Here is a 15223-nt window from a genome sequence, read left to right on the forward strand (position 1 = left end):
CTGTGTCGTGCAGGGTAAAGAGTGTATAACATTTTCCTAAACCGGATTCCTTTTCATTCGGGCGCTGGAAGTTACTTCTGGCTGCCTGCATGGAATCTGTCGGTTTTCAGATATTTTGCGGATCGAGTATTTTCCGGGTAACCGGGTGGCGAGCGGGCATACTGAGGCGGGCTGCCTGTTTCCTGATCCAGATGATGATGCCGGTTACTGACAACAGCACGATGATCAGTCCGAGTGCACAGATAAAAATACGGTAAGAATCAAGCGCTCAAGTCGACCCGATTTGTCCGGCACACCTCCCGGTTTCCGATCAGAAGTCGAGTTTCACTGCCACCTCATAGCTCCTGGGTGCACCAATCAGATACATGGGCGCGGAGGTTGCCCATTCGATGTAATCGGTATCGGTCAAATTCATGATCCGGCCGATGATTCTCGCGTTGCGATGCGCCTGCCAGGCAAGTTGTGTATCCAGGCGAACATGAGACTTGACCGGTACTGTATTCGCAGCATTGGCATAACGATCACCCACGTATCGTGTCGCCAGCATCCACTGGAAATCCGGATGAAAGTCCCAGGTCAGCCAGGTATTGGCGACCCATTTCGCAACGTTTTCCGGCCGGTTCCCTTTACGGGAAACACTGACACCACTCACCAGTTCGTTGAAATCGTCGTAACGCGCATCGACAAAAGCCATATTGCCCTGGAAGCTCCATTGCGGAGATAAACGGACACCAAGATTGACCTCCACACCGCGTGAAGATTGTGCACCGATCGGTATGGCATTGATCGGATTATCGGGATCTCTCGTCGATAGATGCTTGCGTTGCAGATAATAGCCGGCAATCGTTGCGGTTCCGCGCTTTCCCCAGAAATCGAATTTCATTCCGCCTTCGATTTGTCTACCCGTACTCAGGCCGAAATCGCGGATACTGTTAAGGTTGGTAGTGGTCAGAACACCTGCCGGAGGAGAAGCAGCCGTACTGTATTGGGTATAAAAATTGAAACTGTCCGTGACATCGTAGACAAAACCTGCCCGCCAGGTAACCGGTGTCCAGTTGCGTGAAAAAGCAGCAGGTTCAGTGGCCGTTGCCGGGCGAAAATATCTGGAATCCAGTTGGATACTATCGATCCGGATCCCGCTCACAAGGTTGAAGCCGGGGAACAGCGTCGACCGGTTTTCAGCGTAACCGGCAACCGTAAACAACTTGTTGCGACGATCCTTGATCGGGCCGCTGGCACGAGGGTTATCAAAATAATCGCCAACGGTAAAATTGTAAGGATCTATCGTATCGACGGCCAACCCACTCTCCGTACTTGGGAAGCGAGTCTGGTCATTGAACGCAATATCAGTTCCCGCAAGCCACCTGGCCGGGAGGCCGAATAAGTTCTGCTGATGGGAAAGTTCCAGGCGGTTACCGATCAGATTTTGTTTATGGTCCACTGCAAAAGAGGCAGAACGGTTGATGAGCGTGTTATCGCCATTCCAGCGATATACCTCCACATTCCTGTACTTGCGGTAGGCGTCATACCAATAAAAAGTATTTCGAACTTGCGTTGCCTCACTCAGGCGGAAATCCACAATATCCCGCACCCAAATGACCTGCTGATCGAAAACAGAATTTTCAGCGTTATAGTTTCTGAAACGGGTTTCCGGATCATATTTTCCTGCTGTAACAGGGTTCAGTATCGGCGTTCCCCAGTACCCTTCACGCGCCTCTATCTGATATTCGACTGCCACCGTGTTGGAAATCCGGCTGGTCAGATCGCTCAACAGAGAAAATGAAAAAACACCGGAATTATGTCGGGTCTTGTCGATGTAACCGTTTGAGCCCTTATAGCCCGCATGTATTTGCAGCCAGTTATTCGTATCACCGATACGGCCGTTGTAACCATAGGCCGCACGTCGATTCAGCCAGGAACCAAGCAGAACGAGTGATTCATGACCCTGCTGATCACGATTGGCAGTCCGGCTGATGTAATTGACTGATCCTCCCACGGCTCCCTGGCCATAGAGAAAGCTCGATGGCCCGCCCAGGACCTCCACGCGTTCGGTAATCCAGTTATCGATCGGACGAGCGGCCACTGCGTCATACTGCACGGTAATCCCGTTGAATAGCTGAGTGATCTGAGCACCGCAGAAACCGCGCATACAAACGGTGCCGGCAGCACCAGGCTGATCGGAGACGGTTACCCCGGGAGAACGCTCCAGGATTTGCTGAGTCGTTTGCGCGCCGCGTAACTCAAAGGTAGCGCGATCGATGATATTGATGGAGGCGGGGGTTTCACGCGGCGTCAGTCCAAGACGGCTGCCGGTAGTCGTGGGCGTGTCCAGCAGCAATCGTTCGTTGGGAATGGCAAGGGCTTCACTGCTGACAGTGATTTCCTTCATCGTTACCTTTGGTATATCCCCCGAATATTCCTGGCCGGTTGCATCCGGTTGTGCAATGACATCTTTGCAGACAAACAAGACGACCCCTATCCATATTGCGTATGTTTTGCACATACTCGTTTCCCCGGATAAAAAAGATCGCCGATTTTTACATACACTTACTATCGTGAGAATGTGACAAATTGTCGCACTTTCACATCACCCGCCGGATTGGAAGCTTACTGAACCAATATCCTCCTGGCATATCTGGCAAGGCTGTTATCTGCAAAGGCAGGCAGGCAAACGACTTGAATCGGGACGAACGAATCAGTGGATTTCACAACGTCAATCCCATGACGTAGTCATCACATTTCTGTCCGCCCATATTGAATTTTCGGTATCCCAGCTTGCAAAAACCCATCCGGGTATAAAAACCGATTGCGGCATCATTACGAACATATACCCCGAGCAGCAAGCGCTCTGCCTTGCGAATACGGGCTTCGGCGATGGCTTCCTGCAGCAGCCTTCTGCCCAGACCATTTCCCTGAAACCTGCTGAAAACATAAATGCGTTTCAACTCCAGATCCCGAAGGGAAATATCTGCCAACGGCAATTCAGCCGGCGATACGACCAGGTAGCCGATGGGCGCATTACCTGGACTGATTTCAGCAAGCCAGAGCTTATAACGGCTGTCGGCCAGCCAGCTCCGGTAACATTCGACAGAATGAGCACGGGCACAATGCGCCAGGATGTTGGATCCTGCGAGAACACCTGCGAAGGTTTCAAGAAACGTTGCCTGGCCAATAAGTGCAAGCGCTTCTTCATCACCAGATGAGCAAACCCGCACCCGGATTTCGGAACTCATCATCAGCACTTTTCTATGGAAAATTACTCGGTGCCGTTGGAAAACCGGGGAAGAATACTGCCTGCTTCCCGATATTCCGGCCGTATCAGGCTGTGACCCCGCAATGCCGGAACAATCTGGTGTTCATCGGTACGGAAGGGCTCCACCGCCGGCCGCAACCCTGCCCGCCAGTCTTCCATGGATTCATCCACCAGAGATGCTCCCTGCCCGAATACCGGTTTAGGCTGTTGCCGTTTCTCGCGCCGCTTATATCTGCGGTATTGCTGTAGCTCCATGCAACTGACAAAAGGAAAACAGGGATATGCCCACTGCACGCCCGGATAGATCAGAATCGGCTGAACAGGAAAATAAGAATGAGGAAAATACTGCAAACCGCCACTGATCCGGAACTCCTGGAACTGAGATTGTAATATCTGTCTGTTGCCAAGGGGGATCTGACCAATTTCCGATTCACCAAAGCATGAACTGGAAAGAATCATCCCTGGAAACAATACTGACACCAGCTTGTATCTAAATTCCGGTGATCGCCAGATGCAAAACCGTCCATTCATGACATATCCTCCTCGGTACTCGATCCAGGCCCTCATTCATACCAGCCGGAACTGAAATATTACCTGCCAGTATACGATTTCCCGGCCGAATATCTGTTCCGTATTGTTCTGCAGTCAGATTAACCGGACCCACCAGACAGGGATGAAATATGCGGAATTACAGCAAAGGCGGCTCGTGCTCTGGATCTGCGTTATTTGAATAATGCTGCGAAAGATCAGGAAGCTACATTTGAGAAATGATCGACTCAAGGATCGCTACAGATCAAATTTTCCAAACTTGAACGGCAGAATTTTTCCGAACACGTTGAATGCTGCAGCTTCTTTCTGACTGTACGTTTCTATACCAAAATTATGACTGTTATCGCTCCTGATCTCTATCGAGCCATCCAGTCTGAGCCTGATACGTTTTATCCGTAACATATCACCCTGCCGAATTGCATAAATTGCATCATCCACGAATCGATTGCAGGCAGTGTCTACCAGCACCTGATCACCATGCTGCAAAGTGGGCTTCATTCCGTCTCCCTGTACATCGATGATTTTGATACGCTCCGGATTTAATCCGGCATATCGCCTCCAATCAACCGGATTGACAGCGATACTGATGATCATTTGATCATCAGGAATCATCTCGGTAACCTCACCTGGCGTATCACATAACTCTGTGTGAGCTACATAAACAACTTCTGAATTTTCCAGATCAGTATGGTTTCCAACTATGGATTGCCCATATTTCCCGTTTCTGCTCATCGGCTGCCTTGCCTGATACATTCCGGGTTGAGTTGCGTTCTCAGGTGAACTTCCTGCCTCAGCGAAGAAATCCGGATTCCTGCTCAGAAACTGGTGAATTTCAGACAGGATATTCTCGGGTGGAAGAAATTCTGTTTTCTTGCCACGCGGCCCACCTTTACCAGCAACTTCTCTGGATAACCATTTTTCACGTTTTGCCCGTTCCCTGCACTGACGTGGTGAAACCGGAATTCGTGTGACGAGATGCGGTGACAACTTTGCCAGCTCATCAGCCGAAAACCACACCTTAATGTTCGGATTCATGAAAGACGAACGAGAATGATCAACTCAGGAATCCTCAGAACATATATAATTTTTATTGTTTACAATCATGCCTATACATATGAAACTTAAAGAATGATGAAATTTCTCCTGGAATCCCTTGACAAGTAAGGATAAATATCCGAACATTGCGACGTACAGAGAGTGTGAAGTTATCAAATAGGTAAAAGAATTAAATTTAGTCTCAAAGAGACGATTTACTGTCGTCACAACTCTGGTGCGCGGTAACAGTCAAGTTCTGCCGCCATGGTTTTTATGTGCACGTAATTAATTCTGTCCAAGTCGATAGCACAATCGGTTACTGATTTGGCAAGTGACCGATATCCTTTCAAGAGACAAAAATATCTACATACATCTATTCATAGCGCAATGCCCGGTTGCAATATTTCCGGTTTCCCGGACTTACAGCAACAATGGACACTCTGCTCGTGTAATAGCGCAAGAGAGAACACAGTCCAGCTTACTAAGCTGACTGGTTCAATTTAAAAATTGACCTTATTTATTCACCTCATCCAAAAATTGCTCTGATACACCACATTATCAATGTCCGTAACCAGACTATAAATTGCGCTATCGGCGCATACGCCCTCTGTTGCCGGATCGGATTCATACAATAATAACCATAAAGCTGCAGCTTCCACAAATACTCAAGTTCAGCTTTTACTTTTCAAAAACAAGTGTGAAGGTGGGAGGTCTTCCATGTTTCCCGGTAATTACACCTCTGGCCACTAAAAAGTGGCCATGGTCGTACAAATCCACAGTTTCGGTCCACTGGCGGTAGAAGTAGCAGGGAAATCGGTCATACAGCCTGGCCGAAACCAGAAAAAAATACTGGAATTACTGGCGACGATCATCGCACTGGGTGGCCGCAATGTTAATGGTAACCTGCTCAAAGAGATTTTATGGCCCGATGCGGAAGGTGATCTGGCTGACCTTTCCCTGGGAACTTCACTACACCGGCTGCGCAAGCTCATTGGCAAGGAAGCTGTACTATTGAATACTGGTATGGTTTCATTGAATGATGGCTGTTGCTGGCTGGATTTATGGATATTCGAAACAATTTCCTGCAAACTTGAGAATGTACTGAAATGCAGCGATCAGCAGCCTCTGGCGACAGAACTGGTTGATCAGCTGATGACGCTTTATCGCGGTACCTTTCTGAAAAATTACGACTCCGGCTGGATCCTGCTAAAACAGGAGCAGTTACTCGACAGGCTGATCCGCCTGCTCAATCTTTCAGCAGATTGTTATGAACAGCATGGTGAAAATGAACGTACCAGCCAGTTACTGAGCAAAATACTGGAACTGAGGCCATTGTCGGAAGCCAATTACCGGCGCCTGATGCAGCATTACATCAAACTTGGCTGGACAGACCAGGCGCTGCATATTTATCGTCAGTGTCAACGGATCCTGTCCGGGGGATTCAATATCCCGCTTTCCAGTGAAATCCATCGGCTTGCCAAACAATTGCAGACAGGGACATAACAGAGTGTTCCTTTACCCGAAAATTACGGGAACCAGTTCCGGCCATAAAAAATATCAATCTCCTGGAATGACCAACTTCTTTCATCTCGCAGCCATATTTGTGCAATTCTGAACCCCACCAATAAACTCGACTGTAATCATGCAATACCACGAGCCTGTCTGGATTCCCGCGCACCTGACAACCGGAGAACCCGATTCCTTCGCAGCATTCACACTGGAAGAACGACTGCCAGCCATTCTGGATAATCTGGCAAACCACGCTGACGCCCGTACAGATCAGGCTCTGCAACAACTGGCAGTAGAAATACGGGAAGGAGAAATCACACCGCTCCCTCCGGTAATTCTTGGCCTGTTTGATCAGGTGATCAAACCGTATACCGGGCGACGCTGGACAGACATGCCATTTCTGACAGTCGAACTTTATTTTTACGCCCGGATCCTGTTGGCCTTCGGCCATACAGCCACTACACTGGTGGATCCTTTTCACCCGATCAAAAACACTGTCAGCCTACAGGCCATCGAATCCCTCACCACCATGACCGGTTACTGTGATTCCGATTGCGATATTACCGGACTGCTTCGCTGGTCGATGACCGGGAATACCGCCGATCTCAGTCAGCAGGTTGTCACTGATGCCAGCCAGATTTCACTGCTCGTAGACGAAAGTTATGTAGCAGGCGGATTGTTTGATTCCGGCTTGAACCGGATTGATTTCGTGTTTGACAACGCCGGAATGGACGTATTGACAGATCTGCTGCTGATTCTCCGCATCAGCAGGCATTGTTCACGCATCGTTGCCCATGTCAGGCCCTGGCCGATGTTTGTTTCGGATGTAACCATGACTGACATGAAATACCTGATCAGAAAACTGGTGACTTCATCCATTCCGGCAGCAAAAAAACTGGGAGAAGATATCACGCAGCTGTTACACCAGAATCGGTTGATCTTCCGCAGCAGCTCTGCTCTGGGCCTGCCTGTCTGCTTCTGTGAAGAGGAAGCGCTTACTCGTGAGACTTTTGAAAATACAGAGCTGGTCATCTTCAAGGGTGACCTGAATTACCGCTATTTCGTCGGCGACCGCCGCTGGCCACATACCATGGAAAAGCGCTACTTCTTCGAACGATTCAGCCAGCCGGCCATATGCCTGCGAACACTGAAATCAGAAGTGCTGGTCGGCCTCCCGGCTGACATCGCCACCAGAACCCTGCATCTGCAACCCGACTGGCTTACCAGTGGCCGCTACGGAATCATTCAGGTCTTCGCCCACTAACAACCATGACCCGGTATTCTGAATCACCAGCCAATAAGACTGGTGATTACCCCAGTTTCCGCTGTACTCACAACCCCTCATAACTTGCAGGGATCTCGCATTTCAAAGTGGTACCATCAGCCGGACTCACCCTGAAATGCCCCCATACGCCACTTGCAAACATATGCATCGGGCCATCGCGGTAGATATAACATCCTTCTTTTGCAGATCCGGATAAAGTAGCCGTCATCGCCTTGCCAGCAGATATCAAAGCAGAATGTGGTGAACCAAATCCGGGCATCATATCTGCATAATCAGCACCAAAACTTACGAACGCACGTTGACGGGCACGACCATATGGCTGCGATACACGGAAACGTACTTCTTCCCCCGCTTTTGCCTGAAAAACCGGGGTTGGAATATCCGCCCAGGAACTTAGTAAAAAGTTTTTTGGGAATTGAACCTGGTTTAAATCCGCCCCTGCACCAATATCGTTGAAGACACGGCGACCGTTACTGTCCATTCCTTGCCGTAACCTTGCCCAGAAAGGTGCTGCACGATAGTTGATCCCCTTCTCGCCATGATCATATGAATCATCACAAATCGGGCAATCCCCAACTGGCTCGGTTTTCCTGCTCCATGGTGATGGCCAGTGCCAATTAAGGCCATCCTGGTAAGCCAGGACAAATTCACGAAACATCTTTTTCTTGCGCTGTTCATCTTCATACTTAATCAGTGCTTCCGCACCCAGCTTCCATTGATCTTCCTCTGGAATCTCTTTTTCAGTTACCGGATCAAGATAAACAGCACCTTCAGGCTCTATTACCAGCGTGCCAATCAGGCCATGTGCCCCATGGTTGATTACATCGCCAAAAGCCTTGATCGGGATAGTGCCAAAAGTGTAAGGCAACTTGTTAAGTTTGAATTTGCACTCTCCTCCCGCACAAGCCGGGCCATCTTTGGTTTTAGCCTCTGACTCCAGCTCCAGTTTTCCCGCGTAAAACATATAGGTACGCTTCTGTCCGTTGTTCAGAGGCTCTGCACTGCGGTTCATACCGATACCCAAATTACGGTTATAAGCAGGTTCCTTGGTTGCCAGTAACGGTATCGATAACGATAATTTTGTCGATGGTTTGACATCTCCAGCAGCTGAACCGGTCGGCTGATCAACATTCAGCGGAATAATTCTCGGCATCAAGGCATCACCAGCAGTGTCAGGCAGCTCCGTTTCACCTTCAGCCAACAGCAGATTATATAATTCCAGTGCTATACAATCGTTGGCGTTGGCACGTAAAACCAAGGGTTCCAATACTCCGGCATCCGCCTTTTGCTGATATATATTTTTAACATCCAGCAGTCTTATATTTGCCTCCCCCGGCGGCATAGTCAGCAGAATCAAGGCATCTGGATCAAAAAGCTTATTCTCCTTGTCGTAAAACATTTTGTTCTCTTTAGAAGAAACAAGCAGATCGACTCTCGTGGCAACCACTTTGAAGTTCTTCAATCTTGAACCACCAGGACACCCAAGCGGTAATTCTCTACCCGTTTCAGGATCAGGCGCCGAATCTTCACCAAAAATTTCCTTTTCATTGGCTATGACAATTCGTCCATCTCCATGTCCCGGAAGGGGCTTCAATCTGCTTCCCACCAGCTTCTTGCATGATACCGGTACGCCTTCTACATCCCTTCCAAACAGATTCCTGCGCGCAAACCATTTATCAACTGCCGCAGCAAGATTCTCATCGGGTTGGCATCCTGCTGGATCCGGTGCAGATACCCCGTTATGTATTCTCAACAGACCCCAGGCTCCATTCCATAACGCATCTGCCGTACCAAGATGGTAGAGGTAATCATTCACGCTTGCGCCATTCGAAACATTCTGGAAAGGTGGCATCCGCATCTCAAAATGCTCTGAGATACCGATTTCCTGGGCAGAAACCAGTGCTGACGGGTTATCCTGTTTTTTTTGTACTTCTTCTGAGAACTGATGACTGGTTGAATAATCAATTATGCGTGGCCAGTACAACCCCTCAATTGCAAAGGTATGCTGTACCTCCTGGGCTCCCTGAACCATGCGGATTTGTATGTTCTCACCTTCATAAGCTTCCAGAATCGGTGTACAAGGGTCACCATGTTCACGCGAAGCAAAAACATAGGCCATATCACCGTGATTTCCTTCCTGCTGTTGAGAAACACTCATCCGTTTTTTGAAATACCCTTTGGAATCACGTTCCTGTGCATGCTCACCACAGTGGGTTTCCTCTGGAGTTTGCAGTTTTTTCTCCATTTTTCCGATACGCAATGGAATCGGTTCATGCTTATAGTTCACCAGATAAGGATTATGGTGATCCTTGGAGATTGCTTCCGGTTTAAAGGGCGGATCAACCGGTTTACCATGTTGCTTCCACCAGTGTTCAGCATGTCGCTTCAGATCCCGGAATAAGGCTCCTGTTGCGGAATTACGCACATTGGATTGGGTTTCACGGAGTAACCGGGCCATACCATCTGTGGAATGATCCCGCCAGGGCTGATATAAGGCAGGCTCATATAGCAAAGCAAAATCGGCCACGGCAAGTGCATATTCCCGGTGATTCTCATGCGTCAACCAGTCGGCTGCTTCAATTATGGTCGCTTTTGAACCTACACCCTCTTCAAGAGCTTCTCCATTCGGTTTCAACCATGTCGAACCTGCCGGCTCTACGAGTAAAGCAGAATAAAAACCGTGTTGCTGGATGGAAGAAGGTGCAAAATGGTCATGAGTAAACACCGTCCGTAAAGTACGGTCTATGCATTCCTTGTCAGCATGAGCCGGACAGGTCCTGTCTGGCGTAGCAGCACCATGCATGGCATGGGAGGTCTGGCCTTCATTTTTGCTGTTGACTGCCAGCAAAGGATCAGCAAACCAGCGTTGAACGGTTGTCTGATAGCGATCAATCTGCTTGCCGTCCAAATCCTTACCAATTGCCAGTCGCTTACGTTCCCCGGCAGAGGTTACTGCCAGCCCGCTGGCTGCATGGATCCTTTCTTCGACTGCACCATGAGAGAAGGTGCCATCTTCATAATTAAACCCATTCCCTGAACCATCTGAAGAAGTAACATCAAACTTCACCAGATGAATATGCTGGCCGATGGTATCGGTTGGGGTAGCCACTTGAAAGTCATCCAGCTCAAGCTCTTTTTCTGTTCTGTTTTGATGCTTGAATTCGATGCACTCACCGGATGACGCGCGGAAAAAGAAAGGTTCCATATCATGCCGGCGCTGTCCTTCGATCTGTTCTGCATCCTTTGTCAACATATTGATGCGCGCCTGAGGATCATGCCAGCCTGCCCGGTTTACCACCAGATCGAGACCGATTGCAGATACCTCGTATTGCCGGTTTCCCTTGAATGCAGGATCGTGGCAAGGGTCTGCATACGGGGCACCTGGTGCAGATGGTGCACCATTCACATAAAAACGTGCACGCCGGCCTTCCGGTGTCAAAGACGGGTACCCGGATTTATCTGGATCATGATTAACATACGAACCATCCGCCAATCGGATTCTGGCAGCCTTCCCGGCATGAAAATCCATCGCCTGACGCTCGATCGATTCACCATCATGATCGAGCAAAACAATATCCGCCCGGGTCAGCTCCAGACGAAAATCACCCAGTGCAAGTGATTGTCGCAATACCATTGCTGCACGTTCATCAGCATCGGCTGGTAACTGATTCAATAAATCGTCAGACATAAAAACAGGCTTGCGTTCGCCATTTCTGATTACGTGCCGCGGCAAACCACCGTGCATCAGCAAACCATTCTCATCCCTGGCAAAATCCAGCGGTGGTTGCGGTGCTCTATGCCCCGGCTCTCCTGGAATATAGAAGGGATAACCCGGCATAGCGTACTGCTCCGACTGACCGACACGCGGATCCTGTGCATAAGTAGGAAGTGGCGGCAGCCCCTGATCAGGCAGTGGCAAGATGGCTGGCACCGGCGTACCAGCACCTGCAGCACCCGTTACCGGATCGGTTCCTGGCCGCTTTCCGCCAATTTTTGTCTTTTCTATAGATAGAGCCACCCGGGGCTGGCCGTAGAAATGGGCTTCAGGCTGTCCGTCGGGTAATGTACGGGTGCCGTCTTCGATTACGTCATGCACGCGCCACAGTCCCCACATACCCTGTGCAAAATGTGGATAAAGATGGCAATGAAAGATGGAATCACCGACTGTACGGTTACGGTTTCCGCTACCCAAGGTTTGATGTACGTTCTCGCCCTTACCGGCCCACTCTGACAAACCACCATCATAAATGCTATAGGAAAACCCCTGATGCGGTGCGATGGTCTGTGAATCGAGATAGGTGCCGGAATTTTTATCAGTCGAAGACAACCATTGATGCGCATGCAGATGAAAAACATGGGTTTCCTTCGGGCCTGCATGCAAGTTCCTGAATTTGACACGATCATTGAGATAGGAATGCGCTACGTTGGAAGGATCATCTTCAAAATGCTCCAGTAGCGCCGGATCTCCATTTGCCCATGATTGCAGGAAAAATTCCTCATAAAAACATTCTGCACACCCGGCAGCGGGCCCGATCCCTTTCCGGTTCGCCAATAAAATGGATCCCATTCCACTGGCACCATAATTGATACCAAAACCATCCCCTACGCCACTCAGTTGACGGCTTACAGCCAGTTCCTGAAAATTATTGGCATAAAACGTTTTGAGTTCATCATGAAAGACAACGGTAAATTCACGGAATGCGGGTGCGTCAGGATTTTCCGGTTTATCTTCCCGAACAACCGCATTCAGGTCACCATAAATCAATTCATAACGCATACTGCCGGATTGATCTCTGCCAGCAGGCTTGAGCATATTCAGATACGGTGTGCCTTCTGAATCTGACGCGTCGTATTGCAAACTGCCTTTGCGCACGATGTCATCCTCTTTAAGGCGCGGCCATACCTTATCAAGAACAGAAGCAGTTACCTGGCTCCGGTACCATTTGCTGTTTTCGGGTTCGACGATGACCACACCAAAAAGCCCGTGCGTCAAACTGCCGCCATCCCCTTCACCTCCCGCCGGCGCTCCATGACTGGAAAACAAATGTGTCCCTTCATTTTCAAGTTTCCATCGGCAGGTAACCGATTCACCGGGATCGATCGATTGCAGTCCGTTACACCTTGGGTCAGTACCCGACAAACTGACCAGCCCGGGAATAACGAGATTGGCCGATCTTGTTTTTGGCCAGTCAGCAGGGGGCAGATGCTGTGTCTCTCCGATATCTGTTCGCAGCTCTGCTTCATGTTCCGGAGGATCAATCGGGTCAATTCTTCCTTTTGCATCGACAAGATGCGCATAAGGCGAGTGTTTATCGATCAAGGTACATCGGCTGATATCCGGCTGCACTTTCATCAGTTTGTTGGTAAAAGTAATCTCCAGTACATCACCGGCGTTACCGCGCAACACCAAAGGCCGAGGTCTTTTACCTTCAAGCAGACGTACTTCTGAGGGACATGACAACCCTGGCAGCCACTCTTCACCTTGTTTAACGACCGTTATATCGCGCTTCAGGGCATAAACCATACCGTATGGATTCACCGATCCAAACCGGTTGTAATAAATCGGCTGGTCGATTGCCACAACATCAGCATGAACGATCCGCTTTCCTGATGGACCGAACGCACTGTTGTGATCTGTCACTTTACAAGCAGATATAAAAATACCCGCCAGGCATATCAGTGCAGTGCTGAAATTAAAATTTTTCATCATTGCCCTCCACTCGGTTAGCGAATATCAATGGCGTCAATCAACAGACAGCCAGGTCTGGTAAAACGAGTATTGCCAGGTATCGAATTCTGATCGGCTAGGTTATGTCCTGTTGCCACAACCCATCGTAGCGTCCCATGAAAATCGGCATTTTTATCAATTTCAACAAAGCATTCAGTCCAGTCGGTTTGATTGATATTACCCCTGTTCTCCTGTAGCTCCTTAACGCTGCAAATCCAGTAAGGAGGCAGTGGAGGGACACTTGTATCATCGTTTGGGAAACATAAAAGCACGGCAAATGAATCGGCGGGCAATGAAGAAAAACGTAAAAATGCATAACGGAACCATAACCGCTTATTCTTGGGGATCGTTACATTTGTACATTCCAGCCATGCACATTTGCCAGCATAGGTTAAAGTGCCATCTGCATGCAGCCGGGGCAACCAGGTATTTTCTGTCCCCAGAAGACTTGTTGAAGCGCTGTCTGCACCGACCGTTCTAAGGCCATTTGAATCTATGGCCCGGGGATCATCAATGCGGACAAACTTTCCGCCTCCGGGAGATGTAAATGTTTTCCCCTTCACCCCTTTATACTGCTGCTCTATTTTGACAAGCGTGGCTGACGAGACATTAAATCCAGCCACACCTTTATTAGAAAAATCTGAAGGAATGCCCATACGCCCTCCCTTTTGCGACAACTGAAAAAAGATATCTGCTACTACATTTTATTCATATGTACTATTTTTTAGTAAATATCTATAAATAAAATGTGATGAAAATAACAAGCCTGCAAATATAAAAAGGAAAGTGAAGAAATCGTGTATTTCCCATATTCAACACTTACAGGAAAACTTGGGGAACCTCTGAAAAAGGTCAGCGAGGCAGTCAGTACTGCGCGCATACGTATCAAAAGGTATATTACGGTAATGTGATATGGAAACGTCGATAGACTGCAAGGAAGGCTGTTGGGAAAACAGGCACAGTTCAGTTGTGCGAGATGAGGCGTTTACTCGTGAGATTTTTGAGAATATAGAATGGCAGGCTTCAACGGTAATCTGAGTTACCGTTATTTTGTTTGTAACCGCCGCTGGCCGCATACCACGGAAAAGCGCTACTTCTTCGAACGATTCAGCCGGTCGGCCATATGCCTGCGAACACTGAAATCAGAAGTGCTGGTCGGCCTCCCGCCTGAGATTGCTGCCGGAACTCTCCACCTCCACCCCGATTGGCTTACCAGTGGCCGCTATGGAGTCATTCAGGTTTTTACCGGCTGAAGGAACTATTATCATCAGGACAAGCAGCCATGAAAAAAACATCAGCGCTGCTGTAATACCTCGCTTGAACTCCCATACACCTGACTTCCTGAAATCATCACCAGACAGTTGTTTGAAAGAAGGCCCACTGAAATCTGATTCAGGCACCCGTTTATCTTCAACCCCGGCTTCGATCAGAAAATCTGCAGATTTACCTTTCAGAACGAGCTTTATTGCTTCATTCTGCATACGCTGGTAGCGGTTACGCTCCGTGACGAGACTGTTGTAATTCTTCTTGCAGAATTTATAGAGGTATAAATACCAAAGCCATACATAAATGCCCCCCATCAGGGACAGTATGACAACAGGGCCAAGGATGCCTCCCATGGCGACAGCCGCCTGCTTCATTTTGTCTGCATTGGCCAGGCTCACCATTGCGATACCCGCAACGAATGTCCAGAGGCTGAACGTAATTCTCCACTCAACCATTTGCAGAATTTCCACACGCTTGAGATGGAGTTCCGCGATCTTCAGAAAAAAATCTTCCCGGTCCATATCATGCTCAAAAAGTAAACTGTCGCCAGTTTACCGGATATGCCGGGAATTTACTGAAACCGGGCGATTGACAGAAA

The 15223-nt window shown here is 48.8% G+C and carries 10 protein-coding genes; 3 read left to right on the forward strand and 7 right to left on the reverse strand.

Annotated elements, in window-relative coordinates; all coding sequences use genetic code 11:
• Positions 1-310: 310 nt before the first annotated feature.
• The 4 genes from HRU73_RS09055 to HRU73_RS09070 all read right to left on the reverse strand — a co-directional run bounded on the left by HRU73_RS09055 (position 311) and on the right by HRU73_RS09070 (position 4837).
• Positions 311-2503 (reverse strand): TonB-dependent receptor, encoded by a 2193-nt coding sequence (locus tag HRU73_RS09055; RefSeq protein WP_287398471.1) that lies wholly within the window; start codon positions 2501-2503, stop codon positions 311-313.
• A 202-nt stretch (positions 2504-2705) separates the two neighbouring features.
• Complete coding sequence (locus HRU73_RS09060) at positions 2706-3236, reverse strand: GNAT family N-acetyltransferase (RefSeq protein WP_287398472.1); 531 nt, start codon at positions 3234-3236, stop codon at positions 2706-2708.
• A 20-nt stretch (positions 3237-3256) separates the two neighbouring features.
• The gene (locus tag HRU73_RS09065; protein ID WP_287398473.1) at positions 3257-3784 is read right to left on the reverse strand and encodes a hypothetical protein; all 528 of its coding nucleotides are present in this window, start codon (positions 3782-3784) and stop codon (positions 3257-3259) included.
• Between the two features lie 255 nt (positions 3785-4039).
• Positions 4040-4837: a S24 family peptidase gene (locus HRU73_RS09070; protein ID WP_287398475.1), complete on the reverse strand. Its 798-nt coding sequence runs from the start codon at positions 4835-4837 to the stop codon at positions 4040-4042.
• Between the two features lie 759 nt (positions 4838-5596).
• On the opposite strand from HRU73_RS09070, the gene HRU73_RS09075 reads away from it, so the two are divergent.
• Both HRU73_RS09075 and HRU73_RS09080 read left to right on the forward strand, forming a co-directional pair.
• Positions 5597-6340, forward strand: a complete 744-nt coding sequence (locus tag HRU73_RS09075) for a bacterial transcriptional activator domain-containing protein (RefSeq protein ID WP_276677332.1) — start codon at positions 5597-5599, stop codon at positions 6338-6340.
• A 139-nt stretch (positions 6341-6479) separates the two neighbouring features.
• Complete coding sequence (locus HRU73_RS09080) at positions 6480-7610, forward strand: damage-control phosphatase ARMT1 family protein (protein ID WP_287398476.1); 1131 nt, start codon at positions 6480-6482, stop codon at positions 7608-7610.
• Positions 7611-7677: 67 nt separating this feature from the next.
• Here the strand turns inward: HRU73_RS09080 and HRU73_RS09085 are convergent, their stop codons facing one another.
• Together HRU73_RS09085 and HRU73_RS09090 are read right to left on the reverse strand one after the other, a co-directional pair.
• Positions 7678-13341, reverse strand: coding sequence for a cupredoxin domain-containing protein (locus HRU73_RS09085; protein ID WP_281871697.1), 5664 nt, complete (start codon positions 13339-13341; stop codon positions 7678-7680).
• 14 nt (positions 13342-13355) lie between these two features.
• Positions 13356-14015, reverse strand: coding sequence for a hypothetical protein (locus HRU73_RS09090; protein ID WP_281871698.1), 660 nt, complete (start codon positions 14013-14015; stop codon positions 13356-13358).
• A 357-nt stretch (positions 14016-14372) separates the two neighbouring features.
• On the opposite strand from HRU73_RS09090, the gene HRU73_RS09095 reads away from it, so the two are divergent.
• Entirely contained in the window at positions 14373-14612 is a 240-nt protein-coding gene (locus HRU73_RS09095) for an ARMT1-like domain-containing protein (RefSeq protein WP_281870702.1), read from the forward strand.
• On the opposite strand, the gene HRU73_RS09100 is transcribed toward HRU73_RS09095, so the two are convergent.
• A complete protein-coding gene (locus tag HRU73_RS09100) occupies positions 14502-15146 on the reverse strand; it encodes a hypothetical protein (RefSeq protein WP_281870703.1) in 645 nt (214 codons plus the stop codon). The genes HRU73_RS09095 and HRU73_RS09100 overlap by 111 nt on opposite strands.
• Positions 15147-15223: the final 77 nt, after the last annotated feature.

The organism is Nitrosomonas sp. H1_AOB3, from assembly GCF_015709435.1.
In the GTDB taxonomy this organism is placed as follows: Bacteria; Pseudomonadota; Gammaproteobacteria; order Burkholderiales; family Nitrosomonadaceae; genus Nitrosomonas; species Nitrosomonas europaea.

Bases quoted from the DNA above. Each gene is read 5' to 3' on its own strand.
- HRU73_RS09070 (WP_287398475.1), bottom strand. From the start codon at position 4,837: ATGAATCCGAACATTAAGGTGTGGTTTTCGGCTGATGAGCTGGCAAAG.
- HRU73_RS09100 (WP_281870703.1), bottom strand. From the start codon at position 15,146: ATGGACCGGGAAGATTTTTTTCTGAAGATCGCGGAACTCCATCTCAAG.
- HRU73_RS09090 (WP_281871698.1), bottom strand. From the start codon at position 14,015: ATGGGCATTCCTTCAGATTTTTCTAATAAAGGTGTGGCTGGATTTAAT.
- HRU73_RS09055 (WP_287398471.1), bottom strand. From the start codon at position 2,503: ATGTGCAAAACATACGCAATATGGATAGGGGTCGTCTTGTTTGTCTGC.
- HRU73_RS09095 (WP_281870702.1), top strand. From the start codon at position 14,373: ATGGCAGGCTTCAACGGTAATCTGAGTTACCGTTATTTTGTTTGTAAC.
- HRU73_RS09080 (WP_287398476.1), top strand. From the start codon at position 6,480: ATGCAATACCACGAGCCTGTCTGGATTCCCGCGCACCTGACAACCGGA.
- HRU73_RS09085 (WP_281871697.1), bottom strand. From the start codon at position 13,341: ATGATGAAAAATTTTAATTTCAGCACTGCACTGATATGCCTGGCGGGT.
- HRU73_RS09075 (WP_276677332.1), top strand. From the start codon at position 5,597: ATGGTCGTACAAATCCACAGTTTCGGTCCACTGGCGGTAGAAGTAGCA.
- HRU73_RS09060 (WP_287398472.1), bottom strand. From the start codon at position 3,236: ATGATGAGTTCCGAAATCCGGGTGCGGGTTTGCTCATCTGGTGATGAA.
- HRU73_RS09065 (WP_287398473.1), bottom strand. From the start codon at position 3,784: ATGAATGGACGGTTTTGCATCTGGCGATCACCGGAATTTAGATACAAG.